22 protein-coding genes, 1 pseudogene and 1 other annotated feature are annotated in these 26,028 nt (G+C 68.1%); of the genes and pseudogenes, 11 read left to right on the plus strand and 12 right to left on the minus strand.

Annotated features, from left to right (window positions below; genetic code table 11):
- Window positions 1–62: 62 nt before the first annotated feature.
- Entirely contained in the window at window positions 63–1,349 is a 1,287-nt protein-coding gene (locus tag ABD719_RS16700; RefSeq protein WP_344694496.1) for a hypothetical protein, read from the plus strand.
- Between the two features lie 105 nt (window positions 1,350–1,454).
- On the opposite strand, the gene ABD719_RS16705 is transcribed toward ABD719_RS16700, so the two are convergent.
- Window positions 1,455–1,922, minus strand: a complete 468-nt coding sequence (locus ABD719_RS16705; RefSeq protein ID WP_192128890.1) for an Lrp/AsnC family transcriptional regulator — start codon at window positions 1,920–1,922, stop codon at window positions 1,455–1,457.
- Window positions 1,923–2,105: 183 nt separating this feature from the next.
- Between ABD719_RS16705 and ABD719_RS16710 the strand changes: the two genes are divergently transcribed.
- The 5 genes from ABD719_RS16710 to ABD719_RS16730 all read left to right on the plus strand — a co-directional run bounded on the left by ABD719_RS16710 (window position 2,106) and on the right by ABD719_RS16730 (window position 10,453).
- Window positions 2,106–3,776, plus strand: coding sequence for a sensor histidine kinase (locus tag ABD719_RS16710; protein ID WP_344694497.1), 1,671 nt, complete (start codon window positions 2,106–2,108; stop codon window positions 3,774–3,776).
- Window positions 3,777–3,841: 65 nt separating this feature from the next.
- Complete coding sequence (locus ABD719_RS16715) at window positions 3,842–4,450, plus strand: RNA polymerase sigma factor (RefSeq protein ID WP_344694498.1); 609 nt, start codon at window positions 3,842–3,844, stop codon at window positions 4,448–4,450.
- Window positions 4,422–5,381 (plus strand): FecR family protein, encoded by a 960-nt coding sequence (locus ABD719_RS16720; RefSeq protein ID WP_344694499.1) that lies wholly within the window; start codon window positions 4,422–4,424, stop codon window positions 5,379–5,381. Before ABD719_RS16715 ends, ABD719_RS16720 begins: the two co-directional genes overlap by 29 nt.
- 94 nt (window positions 5,382–5,475) lie before the next feature.
- Entirely contained in the window at window positions 5,476–8,370 is a 2,895-nt protein-coding gene (locus tag ABD719_RS16725) for a TonB-dependent receptor (protein ID WP_344694500.1), read from the plus strand.
- Window positions 8,371–8,425: 55 nt separating this feature from the next.
- On the plus strand, window positions 8,426–10,453 hold the full coding sequence (locus ABD719_RS16730) for a hypothetical protein (protein WP_344694501.1): 2,028 nt from the start codon (window positions 8,426–8,428) through the stop codon (window positions 10,451–10,453).
- Window positions 10,454–10,476: 23 nt separating this feature from the next.
- On the opposite strand, the gene ABD719_RS16735 is transcribed toward ABD719_RS16730, so the two are convergent.
- Window positions 10,477–11,829, minus strand: a complete 1,353-nt coding sequence (locus tag ABD719_RS16735) for a glycoside hydrolase family 27 protein (RefSeq protein ID WP_344694502.1) — start codon at window positions 11,827–11,829, stop codon at window positions 10,477–10,479.
- Window positions 11,830–11,913: 84 nt separating this feature from the next.
- Window positions 11,914–14,391, minus strand: a complete 2,478-nt coding sequence (locus ABD719_RS16740) for a putative bifunctional diguanylate cyclase/phosphodiesterase (protein ID WP_344694503.1) — start codon at window positions 14,389–14,391, stop codon at window positions 11,914–11,916.
- Window positions 14,392–14,623: 232 nt separating this feature from the next.
- Between ABD719_RS16740 and ABD719_RS16745 the strand changes: the two genes are divergently transcribed.
- Window positions 14,624–16,015, plus strand: a complete 1,392-nt coding sequence (locus ABD719_RS16745; RefSeq protein WP_344694504.1) for an ABC1 kinase family protein — start codon at window positions 14,624–14,626, stop codon at window positions 16,013–16,015.
- Here ABD719_RS16745 and ABD719_RS16750 read toward each other — a convergent pair.
- From ABD719_RS16750 to ABD719_RS16760, 3 genes are read right to left on the minus strand one after another with little or no spacing between them, the layout of a single operon-like run.
- A complete protein-coding gene (locus ABD719_RS16750) occupies window positions 15,985–16,302 on the minus strand; it encodes a hypothetical protein (RefSeq protein ID WP_344694505.1) in 318 nt (105 codons plus the stop codon). The two genes, ABD719_RS16745 and ABD719_RS16750, sit on opposite strands and share 31 nt — an antisense overlap.
- Entirely contained in the window at window positions 16,299–17,270 is a 972-nt protein-coding gene (locus ABD719_RS16755) for an SDR family oxidoreductase (RefSeq protein WP_344694506.1), read from the minus strand. Before ABD719_RS16755 ends, ABD719_RS16750 begins: the two co-directional genes overlap by 4 nt.
- Window positions 17,267–17,683 (minus strand): cupin domain-containing protein, encoded by a 417-nt coding sequence (locus tag ABD719_RS16760; protein ID WP_344694507.1) that lies wholly within the window; start codon window positions 17,681–17,683, stop codon window positions 17,267–17,269. Before ABD719_RS16760 ends, ABD719_RS16755 begins: the two co-directional genes overlap by 4 nt.
- 103 nt (window positions 17,684–17,786) lie before the next feature.
- Window positions 17,787–17,842: a sequence feature (sul1 is cis-regulatory element that is thought to sense ions involved in sulfur or methionine metabolism; They are found in Alphaproteobacteria), on the plus strand.
- Window positions 17,843–17,918: 76 nt separating this feature from the next.
- Here ABD719_RS16760 and ABD719_RS16765 point away from each other — a divergent pair.
- Window positions 17,919–19,400 carry a SulP family inorganic anion transporter gene (locus tag ABD719_RS16765; protein ID WP_344694508.1) on the plus strand — a complete coding sequence of 494 codons (1,482 nt, stop codon included), beginning with the start codon at window positions 17,919–17,921 and terminating at the stop codon, window positions 19,398–19,400.
- Window positions 19,401–19,406: 6 nt separating this feature from the next.
- Here the strand turns inward: ABD719_RS16765 and ABD719_RS16770 are convergent, their stop codons facing one another.
- From ABD719_RS16770 to ABD719_RS16780, 3 genes are all read right to left on the minus strand, one after another.
- On the minus strand, window positions 19,407–19,751 hold the full coding sequence (locus tag ABD719_RS16770; protein ID WP_344694509.1) for a hypothetical protein: 345 nt from the start codon (window positions 19,749–19,751) through the stop codon (window positions 19,407–19,409).
- Window positions 19,752–19,782: 31 nt separating this feature from the next.
- Entirely contained in the window at window positions 19,783–20,052 is a 270-nt protein-coding gene (locus ABD719_RS16775; protein ID WP_344694510.1) for a hypothetical protein, read from the minus strand.
- A 411-nt stretch (window positions 20,053–20,463) separates the two neighbouring features.
- Window positions 20,464–21,033, minus strand: coding sequence for a glutathione S-transferase family protein (locus ABD719_RS16780; protein ID WP_344694511.1), 570 nt, complete (start codon window positions 21,031–21,033; stop codon window positions 20,464–20,466).
- Between the two features lie 146 nt (window positions 21,034–21,179).
- On the opposite strand from ABD719_RS16780, the gene ABD719_RS16785 reads away from it, so the two are divergent.
- Both ABD719_RS16785 and ABD719_RS16790 read left to right on the plus strand, forming a co-directional pair.
- A complete protein-coding gene (locus tag ABD719_RS16785) occupies window positions 21,180–21,818 on the plus strand; it encodes a helix-turn-helix transcriptional regulator (RefSeq protein WP_344694512.1) in 639 nt (212 codons plus the stop codon).
- 31 nt (window positions 21,819–21,849) lie between these two features.
- Window positions 21,850–22,698 (plus strand): protein NO VEIN domain-containing protein, encoded by an 849-nt coding sequence (locus tag ABD719_RS16790; RefSeq protein WP_344694513.1) that lies wholly within the window; start codon window positions 21,850–21,852, stop codon window positions 22,696–22,698.
- On the opposite strand, the gene ABD719_RS16795 is transcribed toward ABD719_RS16790, so the two are convergent.
- Both ABD719_RS16795 and ABD719_RS16800 read right to left on the minus strand, forming a co-directional pair.
- Entirely contained in the window at window positions 22,695–23,291 is a 597-nt protein-coding gene (locus tag ABD719_RS16795; protein WP_344694514.1) for a DJ-1/PfpI family protein, read from the minus strand. The genes ABD719_RS16790 and ABD719_RS16795 overlap by 4 nt on opposite strands.
- Window positions 23,291–24,133 carry a PhzF family phenazine biosynthesis protein gene (locus ABD719_RS16800; RefSeq protein WP_344694515.1) on the minus strand — a complete coding sequence of 281 codons (843 nt, stop codon included), beginning with the start codon at window positions 24,131–24,133 and terminating at the stop codon, window positions 23,291–23,293. Before ABD719_RS16800 ends, ABD719_RS16795 begins: the two co-directional genes overlap by 1 nt.
- Before the next feature lie 111 nt (window positions 24,134–24,244).
- Here ABD719_RS16800 and ABD719_RS16805 point away from each other — a divergent pair, with 111 nt between their 5' ends.
- The gene (locus tag ABD719_RS16805; RefSeq protein WP_344694516.1) at window positions 24,245–25,657 is read left to right on the plus strand and encodes an aminotransferase-like domain-containing protein; all 1,413 of its coding nucleotides are present in this window, start codon (window positions 24,245–24,247) and stop codon (window positions 25,655–25,657) included.
- On the opposite strand, the pseudogene ABD719_RS16810 reads toward ABD719_RS16805, so the two are convergent.
- Window positions 25,637–25,906 (minus strand): annotated as a pseudogene (locus ABD719_RS16810) (LysR substrate-binding domain-containing protein); the annotation flags it as partial. The gene ABD719_RS16805 and the pseudogene ABD719_RS16810 overlap by 21 nt on opposite strands.
- Window positions 25,907–26,028: the final 122 nt, after the last annotated feature.

Consider the following 26,028-nt stretch of genomic DNA (forward strand, 5'->3'; position numbering starts at 1 on the left):
CTGCGGCGGTAGATGCAACCCGACATGTCGATGCCACCGGGCAACAGGAGAATTCCACGACCATGAAGACGATTTCGAAGCTTGCCATCGCGCTGGCGCTGACCACCGGTGCGACCGGGGTCGCATTGACCCCGCCCGCCTTCGCCCAGAAGAAGAAGGACGAGAAGCCCGGCCCCAAGATGAGCCCGGAGGCGCTGAAGGCCGCCCAGACGGCGCAGACCGCGCTCGCCGCCAAGGACGCCGCCACTGCCGAACCAGCGATCGTGCAGCTCGAAACCGTCGCCAAGTCGGACGACGAAAAGTATTTCGCGGCGGCGATGCGGTACAATCTGGAGCAGATCAAGATCCAGGCGGCGCGCACCGCCAACCCGAACGCACCGGTCGACGAGACGGTGCTCGCCAAGCCGATCGAGGCGTTGATGGCCAGCCCGAACACGCCCGTCGCCGAGAAGGGCAAGCTGGCCTACCAGCGGGGCCTGCTGGCCTATAACGGCAAGCAGTTCCCGGTCGCGGTCCAGTTCTTCGAGCAGGCCAAGCAGTTCGGCTATTCCGACCCCAATCTCGTCGTGCAGACCGCGCAGGCGAAGGTCGGCGGCGGCGACGTGGCCGGTGGCCTGACCGACCTGCAGGCCGCGGTGCAGCAGATGAATGCGAGCGGCCAGAAGGCGCCCGAGGACATCTATCGCTACGGCATCGCACGTTCCAACCAGGCGAAGCTGCCGACGACGATGACGTGGCTGCAATCCTATGTCTCCGCCTATCCCACGCCCAAGAACTGGCGCGACGTGGTGGTGACCTATGGCCTGTCGAGCAATTCGATCGCCAAGCTGGACGATGCGCAGAAGATCGACCTGTTCCGCCTGCTCCGCCAGAACAAGGCGCTGGCCGATCAGAACGACTATCTGGAATATGCCGACGACGTGCAGCGCCGCGGCCTGCCCGCCGAAGCACTGGCGGTCATCAAGGAAGGTCAGGCTGCCGGCAAGATTCCGGCATCCAATACGCTGGCCAAGACGATGGTGACCGAGGCCACGCGTCAGGTCGCCGCCGAAGGATCGCTGGCGCCGCTGAAGACGAAGGCCAATGCCGCAGCGACCGGCAAGCTCGCCGCCGGTACCGCCGACGCCTATCTGGGTCAGGACAACTACACCGAAGCAGCCGCACTCTACCGTGTGGCGCTGCAAAAGGGCGGCGTCGACGCGGACGAGGTCAATACGCACCTCGGCATTGCGCTGGCGAAGTCGGGCGACAAGGCCGGCGCCAAGGCGGCGTTCGACGCCGTGAAGGGTACGCCACGCGCCGGGATCGCCGGCCTGTGGAACGCCTATCTGGCGGCACCGACGGCGTAAGGAGGCAGCCCCTTCCCTGTTCAGGGAGGGGGCACCCGCCGCTGGCGCGGGGGTATTCCGATATCTTCGTCACCACCCCTCCTCTGGCGACAGGGGAGGGGTTTTCTATTCCAGGCGGACCGGGATGCCGGATACCGCCTTGGCAGTCCGGATCGTCAGCGACGTCTTCACGCTGGCGACATTGGGTGCCGGCGTCAGGTGCGTCGTCAGGATTTCCTGAAAGCTCTTGAGGTCGGACGCCACGATCTTGAGGATGAAGTCGATCTCGCCGTTCAGCATGTGGCATTCGCGGATTTCGGGAATCGCGGCGACATGGTCTTCGAACGCAGCGAGATCGCGTTCGGCCTGGCTGCGCAGCGACACCATCGCGAAGACCGTGATCGGGTAGCCCAGACGCGCGGCGTCCAGATCCGCGTGATAGCCGCGAATCGCCCCCGCTTCCTCCAGCGCACGGACCCGGCGCAGACAGGGTGGTGCGGTCAGCCCGACCCGTTCGGCCAGATCGACATTCGTCATCCGTCCGTCGTCCTGCAACAAGGACAGGATCTGCCGGTCGATTCGATCGATCGCCATCGTGTTCCATCTCCCGGAGATATGACCGTTCAGCCTTGGGGGTCGGCACATAAGATAATTGCCGGATAAGGCAATTGTCCCATAGAGTGACGATCGCAGAAAGCCGGTATCGAGCCCGTTCCGGGTCCATTAAGGCATCGTTGCGACCCCGTATCCCATGCGGGGCCGATGGGAGCTATTCGCGTGCGCTTCGACGACCGCCTCGATACGGTGCTGGCAGCCGGGCAGACGCCCGGGCTGGGCGCGCAGGCGACGTGGCGGCAACTCGTCGACCTGATGGGGCGTGAACGCTTCGCCAACGAGGCGGCGCTGATCGGGCGACTGCGCGATTTGCGCGGGCAAGTGCCTGTGGCGGTACGGACGTCGTCCGGACGCGGGCTGGCAGGGGCATGGCCCTCCGCCACGCTGGTCGGATTGTTCGGTGAGGACGAGCCTGTGGTCGCAGAACCCGTTCTGGGCGGCGTACGATTGGCGGCGGCCAGCTGGCTCGGACTGCTGCCGCGACTGGGGCCGACAAGCCGCGGGATGTTGCGGCGGCGAAAAGACCTGCCGGCGGTGGTGCGGCGCGGGCTCGACAGCTTGGGCAGCGTCGACCGGGCGATCGCGGCACCGATCACGGCGACCGATCCGCCGATGGCGATCGATGCCGATGACGCGGCGATCCGCCCTCCCGAGCCGGCCGCCGCGCCGCCGCCCGTGGGCGAACCCCGATCCGGGGGCCCCGCGAGCATCACGTTTCCGATCGCCGACCTGATCGCCCGGATCGATGCATATCGCCACGGCTGGAGCGAACGGTTCCGCGATCCGCCGCCCGCCACCACCGGCGGGTTCCGGTTCGTGACCGATCCTGCGGGTACGATCCGGTGGGTCGATGGGGTCGGCCGTGCCGCGCTCGTCGGTGCGTCGCTCGAAATGCCGGGGCCGCAGGGGCTGGTGCGAATCGATGCCGGGGCGGCGGCGGCGCTTCGCCGTCGCGCACGTTTCGCGGATATCCGGTTGGAAGTTGAGGGGCTGTCCGATGCGGCGGGATCGTGGCGGATCAGTGCCGTGCCGCGCTTCGATCCGGCGACGGGGCGCTTCGTCGGCTATGCCGGCACCGGCCAGCGGCCTGCCACGCGCGAAGAGGCGCCCGCCACCGGCACACGGGCGGCGATGTCGGATGGCCTGCGCCAGTTGGTGCACGAACTGCGCACCCCTGCCAATGCGGTGATGGGCTTTGCCGAGTTGATCGAAACCGAGTTGCTGGGTCCCGTGCCCGATCCCTATCGCAAGCGCGCGCATGTGATCCGGGTACAGGCCGCCAGCCTGCTCGCGGCGATCGACGATCTCGACGTGGCGGCGCGGATCGAGGGCGGGGCGCTCGACCTGCGCCCGGCGGAGGTGCCGCTGGGCGCGCTGATCGGGCGGGCGGTGGCCGACCTGACGCCGCTGGCGCGGGCGCGCAGCGTGGAACTGGCCGCGTCGGGCGACGCGGTGGCGGTGGTGGACGACCGCGCGGCGGACCGGCTGGTCAACCGGTTGCTCGCCGCTCTGGTCGCTGCGGCCGAGGCGGGGGAGCGGATCGACGTGGCGGTCCACACCGCCGGTCGCCACGTCGTGGTGACGGGCACCCGGCCGCGCGCGATCACCGGCGTGCCGGGCGAACCGCTGTTCACGCTGGACGGCATGGCCGACGCGCTGGCGGATGACGGGGGCGAGGGCGCGCCGTTGCTGGGCATCAGCTTCACGTTGCGGCTGGTGCGCAACCTCGCCGCGGAACTGGGCGGCGAACTGACGATCGACCAGGACCGGCTGACGCTGCGCCTGCCTGCCGCGACACGGCCGGTGGCGATGGAAGCGATGGCCGACGGATAGGACGACGCCGCCGCCGGACGGAACCGCTGGCGCCATGCATCAAGGCATGGGAGACAGGGGATGCGATGGCGACGATGACGAGCCTGGTGACGTGGGTGGCGCGGCATGTGTTGCCGGCCGAACCCGGTCTGCGACGGTGGCTTCGTCGTGCCTTTCCGGGATGCGATGTCGATGACGTGGTGCAGGAAACCTATTGCCGGATCGCGGGCATGACCGATTTCGACCGGATCGACGACCCGCGCCGGTACGTGTTCCAGACCGCGCGCAACGTCGTGCTGGCGGAACTGCGGCGTGCCCGCGTCGTGCGGATCGAGGCGGCGGGGTCCGCTGCCGATCTGGAGGGGGTGCTGGCAGCGGACGAATTGTCGCCCGACCGGATCGTGGGCGGTCGCTGGCTGCTCGCCCATGTCGACGTGCTGCTCGCCGGGTTGCCGGAACGGGCCCGCACCGCGATCCGGCTACGCAAACTGGATGGCCTGTCGCAGCGGCAGATCGCCGAGCGGCTGGGGGTGAGCGAGGCGGTGGTGGAGAACGACCTGTCGCGCGGGCTGCGGGCGTTGCTGGCCGGTCTCAGCGACGGAGAGCGCGACGAACTGCCGGCCCGCCCCGTCCGGACCCGACCCGTCGGCACCGGCAAGGTCGGTCATGCCCGCCGTCCGGCCAATCCCCGCTGACATGGCGGCGGACACGACCATGGACGCCGCCGCGATGTGGGCGGTGCGGCTGGACCAGACGCCGCGCGATGACGCCACGCAGGCGGCGCTCGACGCGTGGCTGGCGGAGGACCCGCGGCGATGCGGCGCGCTGATCCGGGCACAGGCGGCATGGGCCGCACTCGACGTGGTGGCGGTGCCGGCGGTGATCGCGGACGATGCGCCGGCTAGTCCGGCGCGGCGACGATGGCTGGTTGCCGCCGGGATGGCCGCAATCGCCACGGCAGGCACTGCCTGGTGGCTGGACGGCGATCGCGATGAGGCGGTGGCCACCGCGCATGGCGAACAGCGCCGGGCACGACTGGCCGACGGGTCGACGATGCTGCTCAACACCGATACCCGTTCGCGCATCGCCTACACCCCGGCGCACCGTCAGGTGATGCTCGACCGGGGTGAGGCGTGGTTCGATGTCGCCCACAACCGTCGGCGGCCGTTCGTGGTCGTGGCCGGGGCAATACGGGTCGAGGCGGTCGGCACCGCCTTTGCCGTCCGTCGTCGCGCCGGGCTGGCGGAGGTGCTGGTGACGGCGGGGCGCGTGCGGGTGTGGTCGACCGCCGATCCCGCCCGGTTCCTGTTCGTCGATGCCGGGCGCCGGGCGTCCGTGCCGGAACAGGCGGGCGTCGGCCACGCGGCGGTGACCGACGGTGGCGTGGCCGATGCGCTGGCCTGGCGGCGGGGCGAGATCGTGCTGGAGGGGATGACGCTGGGCGACGCCGCCGCCGAGTTCAACCGCTACAACACGCGTCAGCTGGCGGTGGAGGCACCGCTGGCCGAACGGCGGATCGTCGGCTGGTTCCGCACCGACGACGTGGAGGGCTTCGCCCGCTCCGCCGCGACGATGACGGGCGCCCGGATCGAGCGCGACGGGGATGCGATCCGCATCGTCGAATAAATCGGGCCGGATCGCGACGGAAATGCCATCGCCGCGTATCTCCTGATCGCAAGGCACGCCGAAGACGTGCCCGATCATTGGGGAGAACGAAATCATGCGCCTTCAAGCCTCGCTCGTCACGGCCTCCATCGTCGCGATGGTCACCGCCAGTCCCGCCGCCGCCTATGCCCAGTCGCGCAGTTTCGACGTGGCGGCGCAGCCGGCCGCCACCGGCATCGTCGCGTTCGCCCGTCAGGCCGGCATCCAGATCATCGCGCCGGAGGCGGCGACCCGTGGCCGGCGGACCGCGGACCTGCGGGGCACGATGCGGGTCGCCGATGCCCTGCGCCGGCTGACCGCGATGGCGGGGCTGCGGGTCGTGTCGTTCGACGGGCGCACCGCCGTGCTCGCCGCCGGCTCCATGCCGGTCCGGCCCCTGTCGCTCGCGGTCAGGCCGCAGCAGGGGCAGGCGGCCGATCCCGCCGCGAACCCCGCCGCCCCGCAGACGGACAACGTCAACCAGCCGGGTGAGGCGCCGACCGAACAGGCCAACAACGAACTGGACGAGATCATCGTCACCGGTACCCGCGCCCGTGGCGCGACGGTGCTGACGTCCTCGTCCGCGATCACCGTCGCCACGCGCGAGGATCTCGATCGCAAGGCGCCGCGATCGACCGCGCAGGCGCTGGAGCTGATCCCCGGCATCTATGTCGAGGGATCGGGTGGCGAGGTGTCGAACAACTTCTCGGTCCGGGGTCTTGCCGGGGGCGGGCAGCAATTCGTGCAGTTGCAGGAAGACGGGCTGCCGATCTTCTACATCAACGCGCTGTCGGACACGCTGCTGAAGCAGGAGGTGTCGATCGACCGGCTGGAGGCGGTGCGTTCCGGCTCGTCGGGTATCCTGACCGTCAACGGCGCGGGCGCGACGATCAACTTCATCACCCGCAAACCCGATTTCGACAAGGCGGGCGGCACGTTCCAGCTGACCACCTCGTCCTTCGCCACCGCACGGGTTGACGCGTTCATGACGCGGCCGATCGGCGAGAACACCGCGATTTCGCTGGGCGGTTTCTACCGGCGGGACGAGGGCATCCGCGATCCGGGTTATGACGCCAATCACGGCTTCATCTTCCGCGGTGCGGTAGCGCAGCGCTGGAACACCGGCAAGCTGACGCTGTCGGCCAAGGTGGTGGACGACCATAACACCTTCTACGTGCCGATCCCGGTGACCGGTGTCGGCGATCCGCAGTCGATCCCCGGCCTGTCGGCGACGCACGGTCTGTTGCAGAGCCGCGACTTCTCGCTGGTCCGCACCCGTACCTCGCCCACCACCGGCCGCTCGTTCGAGGACATCGACCTGGAGGACGGCGTGCATACCCGCGCACAGGCCTATGGCTACGACCTGACGCAGGATTTCGGCGAGGAGGTGAATTTCTTCGCGCGGGGCCGGTACACGCGGTTCAAGACGAACTTCAACTCGATCTTCTCCTACGACAATTCGGCGCTGCAACTGGCGTCCGAGCGGCTGAACACGTTCGGTGCCAACCCCAATGCGACCAGCGTGCTGGCGCTGCAGACCTTCGCGCCGCGCGGCGCCGGCTCGCTCGGGCTGCGCTACGTGGATACCGGCCAGATCGTCGCGGGCACCGCCGCGCTCAACGCGCTGAACGGCAACGGTCTGATCGCGGAGAGCGTGATCGGCGACAACAAGGCGCGGGTGAAGGAGTTCAATAGCGATACCGGCATCACCTGGCAGACGCCCGGCAACTCGCTCACGGTCGGTGGCCTGTTCACGCGGTCGAGCCGGTACAATGACGCGATCGGCGCCTCGACCTTCCTGACCGACGTGCAGGACCGGGCGCGGCGTGTCGACGTGGTCGCGCTCAACGCTGCGGGCGGGGTGGTCGGATCGCTGACCGAGAACGGCTTCCTCAACTACGGCACCTTCGGCGAGGGACCGAGCCGGGCGAAGTTCACCTCGATCTCCGGCTATGCCACCGATCAGCTGACGCTGTGGGATGCGCTGCGCATCGACGGCGGCGTCCGGTTCGAGCATTTCGTATTCAACCGGCGCGGCGGCGACACCGTGGGGCGGACGCCGGTCGCGGGGGCGGGTACCTTCGTCAACGGTACGATCGTGCAGGACAACGACACGATCATCGCCAACAACTATATCGCGCAGTTCGGCGGCAACAGCTTCGCCGGCACCTACACGTCGCAGCGGCGCGAGTTCAACAAGCTGGCCTATACGATCGGGGCCAATTACCTCATTACGCCGCGCCTTGCGGTCTATGGCCGCTATGCCACCGGCTTCCAGGCGCAGGAGCAGAACGCACCGACCGACCTGGAATTCGCCGAGGGCGGCGTCCGCTATTCGTCGGGATTCCTGCAGGCGTCGCTGACCGGCTTCTACACCAAGTTCAAGGATTTCATCTTCTCGCGCCAGAATTCCACCGGTGTGGAGGTGCAGGCGTTCTCGAACATCGATGTCTATGGCGGCGAGTTCGAAGTGACGGTCAGGCCGGTATCATGGTTCCGCGTGCAGGCATCGGGCGTGATCCAGGATTCGAACATCAACGTGAACCGCGTCGGCGCCGCGCTGAACGGCGTGTCGCAGACGCCGAGCGCCAGCGACGTCGCGCTCGTCAACACCTTCGATGGAAACCGGCCGGAACGAACTCCCTCGGTCAATGTCAACGTCACCCCCGCGATCGTGCTACCGGGCGATCTGGGTGAGATCTACGGCAACTGGAAGCGGATCGGAAAGATCTATGCGGATATCTCCAACTCGCTGGAACTGCCCGGCTACAGCGTCTTTTCTGCCGGGGTGTTGTTGCGGGTGGCGCCGGGGGTGACGTTCAACGCCAGCGTCGAGAATATCGGCAACGCCATCGGCCTGACCGAAGGTAATCCGCGCGGTGGCTTCGTCGAGAATACGGGATCGAACTTCTACTTCGCCCGGCCGATCAACGGCACCAATGCGGTCGCATCGCTGCGGTTCGATTTCTGATCCGGGGCAGGGCGTGCCGGTCACGCCCCGCCTTCCTGTCGCCATGGGAGCCTGCATGATCCGTCTTGCCGCCGCGTTCGTCCTGCTGGCCGGTGCAGGTGCCGCCGGTTCCGCGCAGCGGACCCCGCCACCGCTCGCCTTCCGCATCGACGAGGGGCGCAACATCAACGCCTTCGTGCGGCAGGGGCCGGTCGCGGCGCACCTGTTGTTGCGATCGGGTACCGATCCGCGCATCCTGATCGGCTTTCCCGCGGGCAACAGCGGCGTCGCCCTGTGGTTCGCGAAGACGGCGCAGCCGGTGGCGTGGGCGCTCGACCGGCCGCCCGAACCGTGGCGGACGACCGACAGGAAGGGACGGCGCCTGAACGGCATCACCGCCACGGTGAGCATCGACGCCCGGACGCTGACATTCGGGCAGGGGGTGCTGTCGTCGATCCGCGTGCTTCGCGATTACGAATTGCTGCGGACCGCGCCGCCGGAGGTGTCGACCATGCCCATGTTTGGGGAGGCATCGCCGATGCATGGCGATGCCGTGCTGACATGGGCGCGAGACCGGCTGGACGGTGCGGCCGGTTACTGGTTGTCGGTCAGCGCGGTGGGCGACACGGTGATGACCGACAGCAGCGTATCCGCCGGGCCGTCCGGCCGCATCCGCCTGACCATCAAGGCCGCCACGGGAGAGGTGCCGCTGACGCCGCTAGCCGAGGATGCCCTGCTGACCGGGGCGGCGGGGACGGATGCCCGCGCGCGCCACGCGCTGCAATTCTTGTCTTACCGGGAGAAGTATCTCGCCGGATCGTGGCGGTTCGATACCTATTTCGGGCGCGATACGCTGATGTCGCTGCGGCTGCTGATGCCGGTGCTGCAACCGGTGGCGGTCGAGGACGGACTGGGCGCGGTGCTCGCGCGGCTGGCCCCCGACGGGCAGGTCGCACATGAGGAGGATATCGGCGAGTTCGCCGTCCTGCGCAACGCGAAGGAAGGCCGTGGCCGCGTCGCCACGCCGATCTACGATTACGCGATGGTCGACGACGATTTCATGTTCCCCGCCGTCGTCCGGGCGTGGCTGCTGGATCGGGGACGCGATCGGGCATCGGCATTCCTCGGCGGTCGCATTGGCGGTGTGCGGCGTGGCGACCTGCTGGCGCGCAACTTCGCCTGGGTGGTGAAGCGGACCGCCGCCTTCGCCGCCGCGCCGGGCCATGAACGGCTGGTCGCGATCAAGGACGGCCGGCTTACCGGGCAATGGCGCGACAGCGAGGAGGGGCTGGGCAGGGGCGTCTATGCCTATGACGTGAATGCGGTCTGGGTGCCCGCCGCGCTGGCGGCGATCGCCGATCTCGCGCCGCTGATCGATCGGTACGGGACCCCGGCGGAGCGGGCGGCGATCTCGCGTGCCGCGGCGCAGGCAAGGATATGGCGGGAACGCGCGCCCGGCCTGTTCGCGCTGACGCTGCCCAATACACGCGCCCGCGCCGCCGTCGCCGATTATGCCCGTGCGGTGGGCGTGTCCGATGCCCCGGCACTGGCCGCGCTCGGTGATGCCCCGCTGGCCTTCAATGCGCTGTCGCTCGATGCGCGGGGCCGGCCGGTACCGGTGATCCATTCCGACGACGGCTTCGCCCTGTTGTTCACCGACCCCGATCCGGCCGCCCTCGACCGCTCGGTGGCGGCGATCGCGCGACCGTTTCCGGCGGGGCTGATGACGGATGTCGGCCTGCTGGTCGCCAATCCCGCCTACGCCCCGGCGGAAACGAGGGCGCGGTTCGGCGCCAACGCCTATCACGGCACGGTGGTCTGGTCGTGGCAGCAGGCGATCCTGGCCGCGGGGCTGGACCGGCAACTGGCGCGTCGCGACCTGCCCGCCGCCACCCGCGCGGCGTTGGTGGCCCTGCGCAGTCGCCTGTGGCGGGCGATCGACGCGGCGGGAGAGGTCCGCACGTCGGAACTCTGGTCATGGACCTATGCGGACGGCCGCTACCGCGTCGCTCCGTTCGGCGCATCGAGCGGCGATGCCGACGAATCCAACGCGGCCCAACTCTGGAGCACCGTCTTCCTTGCCCTGCATCCTCCCGCCCGCTGACGGGCGGGCGGCAAGGTGGACGATCAACTCAGCCGGAGCAGTTCGGCGCCGTGCGCTGGAACGGTGCGGACGACACGGTCGGTAGCTGTACCGATCGCCTTCCCCGACCATAGGTCACGCACCCGCACCGTGCCCGCCTTGCCGAGATCGCGCAGGGAGATGCCGACCGGTCGTGTCTTGTCCGTCGGGTTGAACAGCGCGAGGTAGCGATCCTGACTGCCCTCCGGCCGGGCGGACCAGATGCGGGCGCCGTCGTCGACGAAATGCGGCTGGTTGTCGGTACTCGCCTGATTGACCGCGAGGACATCGCGATTGGTCAGCAGCGCCAGGGTCGGCGCATCGAGATGGCGGAGGTCGCCACCCATGATGAGCGGTGACCGCGCGATCGACCACAATGTCATCAGCGTGCGCTGTTCGTCGGGGGTGAATTTCGTATCGCGCTTGCCCAGCGCCAGCCGGCCCAACGGCAGCATGTCCGCATCCGGCCAAGCCCCCGCCCGCCGCCACGGGTTCCAGTTTTCCAGCCGGGTAAACTGCGCTTCCAGCATCCCCCAATTGTCCCAGAAATCGTCGCTGATCCGCCACATCTGCGCATGGCGGCGGACATGCTCGCCACGGATCACCGGTGTCTCGCCGGGCGACAGGCTGAGCATCATCGGGCGGCCGCTGTTCGCGATGGCGTGGTGGGCGCCCTCGATCTCGGGTGCGTGGGCATCATAGGGGCGGCTCATATCGTCCATCTTGACGAAATCGACGCCCCAGCCGGCGTACAGCCGGAACACGCTGTCATAATAAGCCTGCGCACCCGGTTTAGTCATGTCGACGCCGTACATGTCGGGGTTCCACGAACAGATGCTGCTTGTGTCGGCGATATCGGCGGCGCGGTAGCGGGTGCCGAGGACCGGCAGGTTCCGTTTCACCGCCAGCCGGGGGATGCCGCGCATCAGATGGATGCCAAACTTCATCCCCATCCGGTGGACATCGGCGGCCAGCGTGGTGAAGCCCGACCCGTCGGCGCTAGACGGAAAGCGGTTCGGGGCGGGGATCAGCCGGCCGTAACCGTCCATCGCCGGTACCGGATTACCGTTATATTCGTAGCTCGACGCCTCCGGTTCGTACCACTGGATATCGACGGTGAAGATATCATAGCCGAACGGCAGCAGCTTTTCGCGCATGATCGCGGCGGTTTCGCGGGCCTGCGCCTCGGTGATGGTGGTGGCGAAGCTGTTCCAGCTGTTCCAGCCCATCGGTGGTCGCGGCGCGAGCAGTCCGCCCGTCGGCGCCGCGCCCGCCCGTGACGGCCGAACCATCGCGGCCGTCGCGCCGGCGATGCCCGATGCCAGCACCCTGCGACGGCTCGGCTGCATATCGTCCATTGTTCACTTTCCCCGGCGGTGATCTTGTCGGACCAGATCGTACAGCGGCGGCGCCGATTGTCGATCCCGTGGGACAACCCGTGCCTAGACGGGGTGCAGCGGGGCCGGGGGATGCCGGACCGGTTTGCCGTCCATGGTCGCCATGCCGTACAGGAAGCCTTGGCCGAGGAGGCATCCCATATCGGCGAGCAATCGTGCCTGCGTTATGGTTTCGACCCCCTCCGCGATCACCGCCTTGCCCAGCCCATGACCCAGCGCGATGATGGCGCGCACGATCGCGGTCGCGTTGCCACCCTCCTCGTCCAGCCCGGCGATGAACGAGCGGTCGATCTTGATCCGGTCGACCGGCATCCGGCGCAGATGGACGATCGAGGCGAGGCCGGTGCCGAAATCGTCGATCGCGATCACGACGCCTGCCTGATGCAGGGTCGTCAGCGTTGCGAGAATCGTATCGGCGGCCTGGTCCAGCATCGCCGCCTCCGTCACCTCGACGCACAGCCTGCCGGGCGCGATGCCATGGTCGGCGAGCCGGTCGAGGATGTGGCGTGCGGCACCCGGATCGCCCAGCTGCGCAGCGGTGGCGTTGACGCACACCATCGCGACGTCGGGTCGGCGCTGCACCCAGCCGAGCGCCGTATCGAGGACATGATCCTGTATCCGAAGGCCAAGCCGATCCGCCACGAGCAGGTTCGCGAACCGATCGGGCAGCATCAGGCCATGCTCGGGATGGTTCCAGCGCAGCAGTGCCTCGTACCCGCGGTGATCGCCATCCGGCAGGGTGACGATCGGCTGGAAATGCAGCACGAATTCGCCGCGATCGAGTGCGTTTTCCGCATCGCGGGAAAAATCGGTCTGAAGATCGCGCAGGATGCGCAGCAGCGGATCGTACCGGCGATGGCGACCACGCCCCATCTCCTTGGCCCCATAGAGCGCCATGTCGGCATTCTGGTACAATGAGTCGATATCGGCGGCATCGTCGGGAAAGCTGGCGACGCCGATGCTGGCCGACAGCATTCGCCGTCCACCCGCGAACCGCCATGGCTCACCCTGCATTGCGTCGATCCGGTCGAGCAACCGCGCCTCCGCCATCCCATCGCCGGGCATGAGCACCGCGAACTCGTCGCCGCCGATCCGCGCTACATGAAGGCCGTCGCCCGCGCGCAGCGAACGGAGCGCATCGCCGAGCGCGATGATGAGCGCATCGCCCCCGGCATGGCCGAGCCGGTCGTTGACCAGCTTCAGATGATCGATATCGATCAGGAACAGCGAGAACGCGTCGCCTCCCTCGACCAGTTCCTGGGCTTTGCGCTGATATGAGGCCCGGTTGCCCAGTCCGGTCAGGAAATCGGTTTCGGCCGCGCGGCGCAGGGCCTCGGTTTCGGCCAACTCGATCTCGCGTTGACGGGTGGCGTGATGCAACTCCCGTCGCAGGCGGCGGAACCGGCTCGCGATGATGAGCGAGAACACCAGCGCCTCGAACGCCAGGGCGGCGAAGGTGGCGCGGTCGATCGCATCGCTCTGTCCCATGACACCCAGATTGCGCAGCAGCCGCGCCACGAACACGCCGATCACCGGTGCCCATCCGATCAGGTACGGCCAGACCACCCGGCTGCCCCGCATCATCGCCGTCACCCAGCCGGCCCCCAGGGCGACGAACGACGCGGCGACCATGACGGTCAACGCCCGGTCGAAGGGCATGACCGGCAACACCCCGTCCGCCGCCGCCGCCACGCCGGCCGCGGCACCGAGCATGGTCAGCCACCGTATCGCTGCCACCAGCGCACGCGGTATCATCCCCGCCTCGATCACGGTCAGGAAGAACCTGCCGCCCGCCGCGACCATCAGGCCGACCAGCACGTAGTCGATCCGGACCGCCACCGGTCCAACCAGGGCGGGATCGAGCAGCGCCGCCATGTTCGTCCACGTCATGCCATAGGCGAAGGCGACCATGACCCATAGCAGGTACCAGCGCTGGAACGCCGATCGCTGCCCCGCATGGATAACGACGTTGTAGATCAGCGCGGACAGCAGGATACCGGCGAACATCCCCATCAGGACAAGCCAGGCGGTCGCATCGGCCATCTGCTCGGCCGGGGTCATCGCACGCAACTTGCGCATCAGTGACAGGTCATCGATCCCGTCGAAGCCGAGATACAGGCCGCGAACCTCGCGCCCCGCCATGGGCATCTCGAAACGCAGGACACCGCCCGGTGCCCCGTATCCGGCAAGATCGCCTGTCGACAGCATCGTCCGTCTGGCACCGGCATCCGTATCGACCAGCAATGCGATCCGCGCGAAGCGGGTCTGATCGACCAGCAGTCGCCATCCCGGTGGCAACGATGCCAGCCGCGCGGCATCCAGTTTCAGCCAGAGCCAGCCCTTCGCCGCACGCGGTGCCGCATCGTCGCAGGCATAATCGGCCCGGCGCACCGTCTGCGGGGTGGCGTCCGACGCGGTGGGCGCGGTGCAGACCGCTTCACGCAGGGAAATGCCGTCCGCCCATGCCGGCGCCGCCACCATCAGGAAAACGATCGCCAGCAATTTCCATAGGTTATGCGCCATCGGCCACCCCGCTAGAACCCGGCTGTCCGTCTCCCCTTCGGGAATTCCGGCAGGGTTGGCGAACCGGATCGACGTGCATGCCCAGGGCATCGCCCCTGACGATCCTCGCTGCTTACGGCGTCATTCCGGGCGGTGCAACCAAGATGGGTCAACCTTGATCCCATATCGTGGTCGCATACGGCGACCTCCACCGGAACCGGAACCGGTGCCGGTCGCCGGGCGCTGTGCCGTCATGCCCGATCATGACGACGACAATCTTCCGGCCCCCCGCGGTCGCGCCGTACCCAGTGGCCGGCTCGCCCGGCTGGGTACCTTCGGCCGGCTGGCCGGCGGGGTGGCGGGCGGGATGCTCGCGGAGGGCGCGCGACGGCTGGCCGCCGGCGAGCGGCCCACCATGGGCGACATGATGCTGACCCCGGCGAACGCGACGCGGATCGCCGACCGGTTGTCGCATCTGCGCGGCGCGGCGATGAAACTGGGGCAGATGATCTCGATGGATGCGGGGGACCTGTTGCCGCCCGAACTATCCACCATCATGGCGCGGATGCGCAACCAGGCCTATCGGATGCCGCCCCAGCAACTCGACGGCGTGCTGAAGGCGGAATGGGGCCGCGACTGGCGACGCCGGTTCAGGCATTTCGAGGCGTCGCCGATCGCCGCCGCCTCGATCGGGCAGGTTCACCGTGCGACCCTGCCTGACGGGCGGCTCCTGGCGATCAAGGTGCAGTATCCGGGGTTACGCGAGAGCATCGACGCCGATGTCGACAATGTTGCGACCCTGCTTCGCGTATCGAACCTGCTGCCCGCGACGATGGATATCGCACCGCTGCTGACGGAAGCGAAACGCCAACTGGCCGAGGAGGCCGATTACCGGCGCGAGGGCGAGCAGATGCGTGCCTATGGCGAACGCCTCGGCGACGATCCGCGCTATCTGGTGCCGACGCTCGATCCCGCGCTGACCACCGATCGCGTCCTCGCGATGAGCTTCGTGGAGGGGCGGCCGGTGGAGACGCTGGCGGACGAACCGCAGGACATTCGCGACCGCGCCATGACCGCGCTGGTCGATCTCGTGCTGCGCGAACTATTCGCGTTCGGCATGATGCAGACCGATCCGAACTTCGCCAATTATCGCTGGCAACCGGATACCGGCCGGCTGGTACTGCTCGATTTCGGCGCGACCCGCAGCGTACCGGCAGCGACCGCGGCGTCGTATCGCGGACTGATCGAGGCGGGTCTGGTTCACGATCGCGATCGTATCCGCGATCTGGCGGTGGCGAACGGTTTCCTCGGCGAGCAGGCGGCTATGGCGCATCGGCCGGCGGTCGACCGGATCATCGCCGCCGTCGACGATGCGATGGCGCGACCCGGCCCGTTCGATTTCGGGGACCGCGCCTTCGTGCCGGTGGTACGCGAAGAGGCGCGCGCGCTGGTTGCCGACCGCACGACATGGCATGTCCCGCATGTCGAGACGCTGTTCGTGCAGCGGAAGGTGAGCGGCACCGCGTTGCTGGCCGCGCGGCTGAAGTCACGGGTCGATGTGCGTGGCCTCGCCGCCGCGGCGATCGGCATGGCGGTGCCCGATCGGTCCCCCGATCAATCAATGGTGGCGAACCAGTCCGCATAGACGGTATTGCGCGCCATCCGGCGGTTGAGGTCGGGGTCGCCGTCCTGCCACCATACTGGACCACGCTCCCCCAGCGCGATCTTCTCATCCTCGACGGCGACTCGCGCTACCGCCAACGCCGCGTCGTCTTTCGTCCGCAACGCACGGGCGACGGCGCGGCGGGCGTCCATCAGGCGGTCAACCAGTCGCTGCCGTTCCACATCGGGCAGCGCCGGATCGGCCCGCCGCCACAGTCGGCCACGCACCACGATATAGCGGCCGTCGGGCGTGACCGGGGGTGGGTTCACCGCCGCTGCCGCCACCACCACGCACCAATGCCGGCGACGCCCACCGCCGTGATTGCACCGACCGCCATGGTGGCCTTGCGGCGGCGTTCCGGGTGACGTCGGCCGCCATCCGGGCCGCTCGCCGTTCCGGGGGCCGCGAACAAGGTGCCCGGCGTGTCCTCGCCCGGTTCGGCCCGGTCGGACCATATGTCCATGAAGCCGTTCATCATCGCCGCGCCCAGATTAGGGGCGGCGAACTGGCCGAGATTCAGGGCGATCGCGGGTGCGCCGACGACGGTCGTATTACGCGGATGTCGTGCAAGCCGCACCACTGCCTTCGCCACCGTTTCCGGTGCCAGCGAGCCGGGCGGCAGTGACAGCTTCGCGCCCGTATAGTTGCCGGCGTGATCGATCCCCGGCGTGTCGACGAAGGTGGGATAGACGTCGCAGACATGGATATGCGGCCGCTTCGACACCTCGCCGCGCAATGCCTCGCTGAACCCGCGCAGGCCGAACTTGCTAGCGGAATAGGCGGCGGCATAGGGCGTCGCGAAGAAGCCTCCGACCGAGATCATGTTGACCCACGTCCCGCGATCCTGCGCGAGGAAGATTGGCAACACGGCATGGGCATCGTTCATGTGGCTGAGCAGATTGGTATCGATCACGCGGGCATGATCGGCGATCGGCACCTCGTGATACCGGCCGACCACGCCGACGCCGACACAACTGAACCACAGGTCGATCCCGCCGAGCAGGTCGCGCGCCGATGCCGCGAACGATGCGACCGCCGCCGCGTCGGTCGTGTCGACGACCTGGATATCGGCGATGCCGCCGACCTCGCGGCAGCGCCGGGCGATATCCTGCAACCCCGCCTCGCCGCGCGCGCCCAGCACCAGACGGGCGCCGGTCCGGGCGAAGGCGATCGCCGTCGCGGCCCCGATCCCGCTCGATGCGCCGGTGATGACGACGCGGGTGGCGTGACCGCTCATCGCCCGATCGCCTCCTTCACCGCATCCGCCGCCTTGGCCAGCAGGCCCTTTTCCGCTTCCTCCGCTTCCGCCTTGGTCCGGAAGGCGGCGCCTTCGGGTTCTGCCGGCGGGGCGTAGACGGAAAACAGCTTCAGATCGCCGCTGCCCTTGTTGATGATGTTGTGCTGCGAACCCTTGGGCACGACGACGAGGTGGTTGGGGCTGGCCTTGGTCGAATGGCCGTCGATCACCACCTGCGCATCGCCCGCGACGATGAAAGTGGTCTGGTCGGCGGGATGCGTCTCCATCCCGATCTCCTCGCCGGCCGGGATGCTCATCAGCACGATCTGGACCTTGTTGTCGCGATAGACTTCCTTCTGCCAAAGCTCGTTGCGGCTCGCCAGGTCGACCATGTCCTTGTTGAAGATCGTCATGATATCGGTCCCTTGATGGTTCGTCTGGTGGACGAACGAGGCGAGGGGGTGTTCCCCGCGAAGGTTGCATCGCGACGCGTTCGGCGGTAGCGGGCGACATTCGCATGGACCCGGTGCAATTCCGGGTGGCTATTCCGGCCGCCGATCCGCCGGACAACGCAGACCGCATCCCTGACACCGTTCGCCCGATCGCCGGGTGGGCGCCGCATCGATGCGATGATTGCGGACGATCGACATGACCCTATCATCCTTTTCCCGTTACCGTGCCGAATGGTACAGCGGCCCCGCCGCCGCACGGCGCGACGTGCTGGCCGGCATGGTCGGCACCTTCGCCCTGATCCCGGAGGTGATCGCCTTCGCCTTCGTGGCGGGCATCAATCCCGAAGTGGGGCTGTTCGCCTCGTTCGTGATCGGCATCGTGATCGCCTTTGCCGGGGGGCGCCCGGCGATGATCTCCGGCGCGGCGGGCTCCGTGGCGCTGGTGGCCGCCGCGCTCGTGCAGGCGCACGGGCTTTCCTATCTACTGGCGGCGACGGTGCTGGCCGGCATCTTCCAGATCGCGTTCGGGCTGGCGCGGCTCGACATGCTGATGCGCTTCGTGTCGCGGTCGGTGCGTACCGGCTTCGTGAACGCGCTGGCGATCCTCATCTTCTCGGCGCAGGTGCCGCAGATGCTGGGGGTGACGTGGCATACCCATGCGATGATCGCGCTGGGCCTTGCGATCATCTATCTGCTGCCACGGCTGACGACCGCGATCCCGTCGCCCCTGATCTGCATCGTCGTGCTGACCGTGATCGCCGCATGGGCGCCGATGCCGCTACGGACGGTGGCCGATCTGGGGCGTCTGCCGGATGCGCTGCCCGGCTTCGCACTGCCCGCCATCCCGTTCGACTGGGCGACGCTGGTGATCGTCGCCCCCTATGCGTTGGCGATGGCGGCGGTGGGGCTGCTGGAATCGATGATGACCGCGCGGGTGGTCGACGACCTGACCGAAACCACCAGTCCCAAGGCGCGCGAGTGTACCGGGCTCGGGCTGGCCAATGTCGCGGCGGGCCTGTTCGGCGGCATCGCCGGGTGCGGGATGATCGGGCAGACGGTCGGCAATGTCCGCTATGGCGGGCGGGGCCGGCTGTCGACGCTGGTGGCGGGCGTCTTCCTGTTGATCGTGATGGTGCCGCTGCGGCCATGGGTCGCGCAGGTGCCGGTGGCGGCGCTGGTGGCGATCATGGTGATGGTGTCGATCAGCACCTTCTCCTGGGGGTCGCTGCGCGATCTGCGCCGGCATCCGCGGGTATCCGGCATCGTCATGCTCGCCACCGTGGTGGTGACGGTGGCGACGCACGACCTGTCGATCGGCGTCGCGGTCGGGGTATTGCTGAGCGGCGTGTTCTTCGCGTTCAAGGTCAGCCGGCTGATGGCCGTCCGGGTCGAGCATGACGTGGACAGCGATACCCGGACCTACATCGTGTCGGGACAGGTGTTCTTCGCCAGTGCCGAGATGTTCGCCGACCGGTTCGACCTTCGCGACGATGCCCGTCACGTGCGGATCGATCTGACCGCCGCGCATCTGTGGGATGTCACGGCGGTCGGCGCGCTGGAAGAGGTCGTTGCCGCGATGCGGCGGCACGGCAACGCCGTGGAGGTGATCGGCCTGAATCAGGCGAGCGCGGTTCTGGTGGATCGTCACGCACCCCTGATGCGTGACGCCACCGCCTGATCCCGGTCAGCCGCCGGCGGGACTTTCGTCGTCGAAATTCTCGCCGGGATTGCCGCCACCGGCACCGCTGCCGCTGCCATGGACCTCGCCGGTGGCGGGGTCGATCCAGCCACGACGACCATTCTCGGGCGGAATGTCGCGCGCCTGCGGATCGGCTGCCGGCGGCGTCACCGTGGCCGGGTCGCCGATCAGCGGATGGCCGCTCGGTCGCGCAGCGCCCTCCGCCGCTTCGCGATCACGCTGATAGCCCTGACCGCTGTAGCCGGTATCCCGGTCGAAGGCGCTGGCGGGCTGTCGCCGGGCGCCATCATCCAGGGGGTCGTCCGGTCGGGAAGGGGTCGGTTCGGTCATGTCGTTATCCTCTGCTGCCATGCCGCGATCATCAGCGCTTCTTCTTGCCCGATCCCTTCGGCTTCCGCTTGCGGGCAGGTGACGCCGGTGACTGTCGGTTGGCGGCCACGATACCTGCCACCAACGCGGCAATCGCCCCGATGCCCAAGGCGGCGGCGATGCCGGTTCGCACCCGACGCTCGGACGATGCGCGGTCGACCGTCGGCGACGGAGCGACGGGCGAGTCATGATGCTCGTGCGGCGGTTCGACCCGGGGATAAGGGGATTGATTGGCAGGCGGAACGGGCGGGGAATGAGACATCGGTTTCTCCGGAATGACCGACACCAACGCATCGACACGCCGAGATGTCCCGCAACAGTCAGGCCAGCCCATTCAGTAGGCGCGGTACCTGTTCGGATTGTATGGGAGCCCGCAATGGCCAAGCAGGGGGCATATCGAACGTGCTACCGCCAACAGGCAAAGCGCTATGCTCGACAATCGTTGGTCGGGGAGACAGGATTCCTCCAATTTCTCCCGGCCCGCTAAGTCGTTGATTCCATGTCAACGACCAACTCTCCAATTAGCGAGTTGCACAGCGAGGGGTACAAAAAGGTTCACAAAATGGCAAGCGGCCGATGATCGATCGGCGGCATTTTTCAACCGCCGATCGATGGCGAATCCAGGTCGTGAATCTTGCCCGGCACCGTCACATGACTGTGGGGCGACGTGGTCCTACTTCCCGTCGCCCATCCGCGCCGCGCACCGCGCTACCCAGTCGCGGATCGCCGAATCCGCGGGCATCATGTCGGCAAACCAGAAGAACGGGGAATTGCACAGCATGTCGGCGGCGGAGAAACGCTCGCCGAGCAGCCAAGGCCCCTGCCGGAGCGGCTCGGCCAGTCGCTCGATCATCGTATCGAAGTCACGCAGGCCGGCGGTGATCGCGGGATGGCTGACCTTCGCCCATTTCAGGATCAGCAGCGGCTCGATGATGCCCTGATAATAGAACAGCCACGACAGATAGGCGCCGCGCCCCGCCTCGCCCGGCAGCGGCCCGAGCCCGGCATCGGGATAGGCATCGGTCAGGTAGAGCATGATCGCGCCCCGATCGCGCACGGCGTCATCGCCGTCAGTCAGATAGGGCACCTTGCCTTCCGGGTGCGGATTGGCGGGATCGCGGCTGCCCGATCCGTCCTGTCGCGCGATGGTCACCTCGCGCATGTCGATGTTGGCCGAGAGCATCCGCGCGAGCGCGACGACCGTATCGGACCGGGAGTTGGGTGAATAGTAAAGGGTGCGCATCAGGTTGCTCCTTGCGTTGAATGACGTCGTCACCCTACGAAAGCGCTCCTGACAATTTCGGGCAGCAGGGATGGCACGATCGGATCGACTGATGCGGTTGCTCGACGCGCTGCGGCGGCTACCAAAGCCGGTGACGGCGACCCGCCTTGCCGCGGAGACGGAGGTCTCGCCGCGACAGCTCTATCGCGACGCTGCGCGTTGGCGGGGTGCTGATCGATGGGGCGGCGGGTTACGGCTACACGCTGACCGAGGATCCGGCGCTGCCGCCGCAAAGCTTCTCGCGCCTCGAGATCGAAGCGTTGACGCTGGGGGTCGCGAGTCTCGGCGACCTTGGCGACAACACGCTGACGACGGCGGGGCGCAATGCGCTCGCGCGGATCGTCGCGACCTTGCCCGACCGACAAGCGCGGCAGGCCGCGCACGCGACGATGCGAGCGTGGCGTCCGCCGGAGCCGCGCGCCGCCGTCACGATCGACCTCGATCTCCTGCGCGAAGCCTGCTGGGACGAATTCAGCGTCCGCATCGCCTATCGCGATGCAAACGGGCGGCGGACGGAACGTGAAATCCTGCCGCTCGGCATGTCCTACAGCCCGAGGACGCTGATGCTGGTGGGCAGGTGCCTGCTGCGCGAGGCCCATCGCACGTTCGAGGTGCCGCGGATCGAAGCGCTGGAACGGGGCGGACGCAGCTTCCGTCCCCGCCGGGTGCAGCTCCTTCGCGACTATGTCGTGCTGCGGACGGCGGTGTGGAAGAGGAAGGAGCAACAGGCGCGCACTCCATCGTGACAGCTTCGCCCGCATCGCCTAGCCTCGGCCGATGGGCTCCGGCGACTGGACCGATCAACAAAATGACGCGATCGTCGCCGATTACTTCGCGATGCTGGCCGACGATGAGGCTGGCCGTCCCTACAGCAAGGCCGAGCATAATTGCCGGTTGCAGGAAGCGATCAGCCGCCCGCGCGGGTCGATCGAATACAAGCATCAGAACATCAGCGCCGTCCTGAAGGGGCTCGGCGAGGATTGGATCCCCGGCTACAAGCCTGCCTTCAACTTCCAGGGATCGCTGGTCGATGCCGTGGCGCGCTGGCTGGCGACGTATCCGACGTGGCTGTCGCCCGAGACGCGCCTGTCCTTGGCCGGAGGGTCGTCGTCGCGTGTGCAGGAAACGCCGGCCCTGTGGATCGGCCCACCGCCGACGCTGGGCAATGCGCCGCCGCCGGACGAACTCGAACAGATGCAGCATATCGCCCGGCGCTTCGACGTGGCGGAGCGCGATGCCCGCAACCGTGCGCTGGGCCGCGCCGGTGAAGAGCGGATCGTCCGGCACGAGCGATCGTCGCTGGCGGCCGGCGGGCGCGATGATCTGGCCGACCGCGTCCGCTGGGTGTCGGAGCAGGATGGCGATGGTGCCGGTTACGACATCGCGAGCTTCGAGATCGACGGGCGCCCGCGCCTTATCGAAGTGAAGACGACCAACGGATGGGAGCGCACGCCCTTCTACATCAGCCGCAACGAGCTGGCGGTGGCCGACGAACGCCGCCGCGACTGGTGCCTTGTCCGGTTATGGAACTTCGCCCGCGATCCCCGCGCGTTCGAGTTGCGACCGCCGCTGGACGCGCATGTGTCGCTGATGCCGACCAGCTTCCAGGCAAGCTTTCGGGATTAACGCACCACGTCGATCACGGATAGGGCGTGATCCACGAACCGGCCCTTCTCGCCGACCGGTGCAGCATAGTGCAGCGCCTCGCGTGCCAAATCGGACGACCCGCCGCGGGCGATCATCCAGGCGGCGAGATAGGGTGCCGCAAGGCAGCCGCCGGCGGTGGCGATGTTGCCGTGCGCGGCGAACGGCGCATCGATGACGGTGACGCCGGCTTCCACGACCCACGGCTTGGTGGTGAGGTCGGTGCAGGCCGGCAGGTCGCCGATCAGGCCGAGCTTCGCCAGCAGCAGCGTGCCCGAGCATTGCGCGGCGATCAGCTGTCGCGCCGGATCGAGCCGCAACCGCGACAGCATCGCCGCATCTGAGGCGATCTCACGCGTGCGGACACCGCTGCCGATCAGGACTGCATCCGCTTCCTCGACGAACGCGAGCGGGCGTTGCCGGTGGACGACGACGCCGTTCGTCGACGTCACCGTCTTGCTAGGCGCGGTGATGTGTGCGGCCCAGCCATGTGGGCGCAGCCGATTGAGGATCGCGGCGGCGACGAACGAATCCAATTCGTTGAAGCCGTCGAAGGTGAGGATCGCGACCTGCATCAGCCGTGTGTCCGACCGCTGAACAACGTCCGCGTCGCGCCAGCGACCCAGACCTGTCCGGTGTGGTCCTGCGAGACGTGGATGCGCCCGGTTCGCCCCAGCCGGGTGCCCTGCGCGGCGATGTAGCGGCCGCTCGCCCGGCCGCTCGCGAACAGCCACTGGCCGACCGAGGCGTTGAGGCTGCCGGTGACGGGGTCCTCGATCAACCCGCCATGCGCGTCGGTGAACAGGGCGCGCAGTTCGAACGCGGCCTCCCCGCCGGGGGCGTGGGGGCCGACGATGCCGATGTCGATATGCTCGGGATGATGCCGCGCCGGCTCGACCGCCAGCACCGCCTCGGCCGACTGCAGCATGACCGCGATCCAGCCGGGGCCATTGTCCGCCCAGGCCGCGTCGACGATCGCCGCCCGGTCGATCCGCAGCAGGTCGGCGACTTGCGCGATCTCCGCCTCGGTCGGCCGCCCGCTGCGCAGCAGCGGCGGCGCGGCGAAGGCGAGATGGTCGCCGTCGCGCCGGATCGTCACCAGCCCGACGCCGCATTCCTGGACGATCATGCCATCGCGTTTCGGCTGCCCGCCAGCCTCCAGCCAGGCGTGGGCGCTGCCCAGCGTGGGATGCCCGGCGAAGGGGAGTTCGTGCGCCATGGTGAAGATGCGGATGCGATAGTCCGCCGACGGGTCGACCGGCGGCAGCAGGAAGGTCGTCTCCGAGAAGTTCAGCCAGCTCGCGACTGCCTGCATCGCTTCCGTCGTCAGCCCCTCAGCATCGGCGATGACGGCCAGCGGGTTGCCGGTCAGCGGGTCGGTACCGAACACGTCGACAAGAGCGAAGGGGCGGGTCACGGGGGCAGATCTCCTGTTGATGATGCCCCGATGTAGCCGCTGGCAGGCTGGCGCGGACAGTGACGGATCGATACGATGCGATCGAACTGTATTGGTGAAAGGTGCAGCACGGTGGCAAGTAAGCCCGACGAGACTCGCACCGGGATGGTGGCGCGCATTATCCGCGACCGGATCGAGGCACGCACGCTCACGCCCGGCGCGCGGCTCCCCTCGATCCGCGCCATGGCGGAGTCGATCGGTGTCGCACGCTCGACCGTGGTCGAGGCCTATGAGCGGCTGGCCGGCGACGGCATGATCCGTTCGCGACCGGGCTCGGGCTTCTATGTCGCCGCGCCGCTCGCACCATTGGCCCTCGACCGACTTGGCACTGCGCAGGAACGCGAGGTCGATCCGCTGTGGATGCTGCGCCAGTCGCTGGGCGAGCGCCGACACGCGTTGATGCCGGGATGCGGCTGGCTGCCTGACGACTGGCTCGCGGGCGACGCGCTCCGCAAGGCGATGCGCGGGGCGGCACGCGCGGACGGTGACGGCACGCTGGCCGGCTATGCCTCGCCACGCGGCTCGCGCCCGCTCCGCACGCTGCTCGCGCGGCGGATGGCGGATCAGGGGATCGAGGCCGGTCCCGACCAGATCCTGCTGACCGACAGCGGCACCCATGCGCTCGATCTGGTGTGCCGGTTCCTGCTTCAGCCCGGCGATACCGTGCTGGTCGACGATCCGTGCTACTTCAACTTCCTCGCGCTGCTGCGGGCGCATCGGGCGAAAGTGATCGGCGTGCCGATGACGCCGACCGGGCCGGACGTCGCCGCCTTCGCCGAGGCCGCCGCGACGCATCGACCGCGTTTCTACCTGACGAACTCGGGCGTCCATAACCCGACGGGAGCATCGCTTGCTGCGCCCATCGCGCATCGGCTGCTCAAGATCGCCGAGGCGCACGATATGGTCATCATCGAGGACGACATCTTCGCCGACTTCGAACATGCGCCATCGCCACGCCTTGCCGCCTCCGACGGCCTCGACCGGACGATCCGCATCGGCAGCTTTTCGAAATCGCTGTCCGCGGCGGTGCGCTGCGGTCACATCGCTGCGCGGCCGGACTGGATCGAGGGGCTGGCCGACCTGCGGATCGCCACGTCGATGGCGGGCAGCCCGCTCGCGGCCAGCCTGCTCCATAATGTGCTGACCGATGGCAGTTATCGCCGTCACGTCGAAGGTGTTCGGACGCGGCTGGCTCGCGCGACCGCCAAAGTAGCGATGCGGCTGCGCACGGTGGGCATCGAGCCTTGGATCGAGCCGGCGGCCGGCATCTTCCTGTGGGCAAGACTGCCCGACGGCACCGATGCCGTCGACCTCGCCCGCCGCGCGATCGTCGAGGGCATCGTGCTGGCGCCGGGGCCGGTGTTCAGCACCAGCGGGGGGTGGCGCGACCATATGCGCTTCAACGTTGCGATGAGCGATGACGAGCGGCTATATGCGTTTCTGGAAGCCGCCCTTTCCCGGCCGCTAGACGGTGCGACCGGCTAGCCGCTTGACCAGAAAGTCGACGAATACCCGCACTCGCGCCGGCGTGGTTGCACCGCCTATGAAGACGGCATGGATCAGCTCGACATCGCCCGGATTATACGCATCGAGCAGCGGCACGAGCCGTCCATCGGCGATCTCGGTGACGACGCTGAAGCGGCCGACGCGCGTGATGCCGACGCCCGCGGCGGCGAGTTGACCGAGCGTTTCCCCATTGTTGGCGACGATGCCGCCCTCGACGCTCAAGGTGACGTGCCCCCCGTTTTTTCATCCACCTGGAGCTAGAGACCGGCCCCTCGAAGGGACGGACAGATGAAGCGGAAGCAGTTTTCGGAAGAGCAGATCATCGGCATCCTGAAGGAGGCCGAGGCTGG

This window comes from Sphingomonas cynarae, assembly GCF_039537815.1.
Taxonomy (GTDB): domain Bacteria; phylum Pseudomonadota; class Alphaproteobacteria; order Sphingomonadales; family Sphingomonadaceae; genus Sphingomonas; species Sphingomonas cynarae.

Coding starts and splice junctions, on each gene's coding strand:
- ABD719_RS16700 (WP_344694496.1), top strand. CDS start 63: ATGAAGACGATTTCGAAGCTTGCCATCGCGCTGGCGCTGACCACCGGT.
- ABD719_RS16705 (WP_192128890.1), bottom strand. CDS start 1,922: ATGGCGATCGATCGAATCGACCGGCAGATCCTGTCCTTGTTGCAGGAC.
- ABD719_RS16715 (WP_344694498.1), top strand. CDS start 3,842: ATGGCGACGATGACGAGCCTGGTGACGTGGGTGGCGCGGCATGTGTTG.
- ABD719_RS16720 (WP_344694499.1), top strand. CDS start 4,422: ATGCCCGCCGTCCGGCCAATCCCCGCTGACATGGCGGCGGACACGACC.
- ABD719_RS16725 (WP_344694500.1), top strand. CDS start 5,476: ATGCGCCTTCAAGCCTCGCTCGTCACGGCCTCCATCGTCGCGATGGTC.
- ABD719_RS16730 (WP_344694501.1), top strand. CDS start 8,426: ATGATCCGTCTTGCCGCCGCGTTCGTCCTGCTGGCCGGTGCAGGTGCC.
- ABD719_RS16735 (WP_344694502.1), bottom strand. CDS start 11,829: ATGGACGATATGCAGCCGAGCCGTCGCAGGGTGCTGGCATCGGGCATC.
- ABD719_RS16740 (WP_344694503.1), bottom strand. CDS start 14,391: ATGGCGCATAACCTATGGAAATTGCTGGCGATCGTTTTCCTGATGGTG.
- ABD719_RS16745 (WP_344694504.1), top strand. CDS start 14,624: ATGCCCGATCATGACGACGACAATCTTCCGGCCCCCCGCGGTCGCGCC.
- ABD719_RS16755 (WP_344694506.1), bottom strand. CDS start 17,270: ATGAGCGGTCACGCCACCCGCGTCGTCATCACCGGCGCATCGAGCGGG.
- ABD719_RS16760 (WP_344694507.1), bottom strand. CDS start 17,683: ATGACGATCTTCAACAAGGACATGGTCGACCTGGCGAGCCGCAACGAG.
- ABD719_RS16765 (WP_344694508.1), top strand. CDS start 17,919: ATGACCCTATCATCCTTTTCCCGTTACCGTGCCGAATGGTACAGCGGC.
- ABD719_RS16770 (WP_344694509.1), bottom strand. CDS start 19,751: ATGACCGAACCGACCCCTTCCCGACCGGACGACCCCCTGGATGATGGC.
- ABD719_RS16775 (WP_344694510.1), bottom strand. CDS start 20,052: ATGTCTCATTCCCCGCCCGTTCCGCCTGCCAATCAATCCCCTTATCCC.
- ABD719_RS16780 (WP_344694511.1), bottom strand. CDS start 21,033: ATGCGCACCCTTTACTATTCACCCAACTCCCGGTCCGATACGGTCGTC.
- ABD719_RS16790 (WP_344694513.1), top strand. CDS start 21,850: ATGGGCTCCGGCGACTGGACCGATCAACAAAATGACGCGATCGTCGCC.
- ABD719_RS16795 (WP_344694514.1), bottom strand. CDS start 23,291: ATGCAGGTCGCGATCCTCACCTTCGACGGCTTCAACGAATTGGATTCG.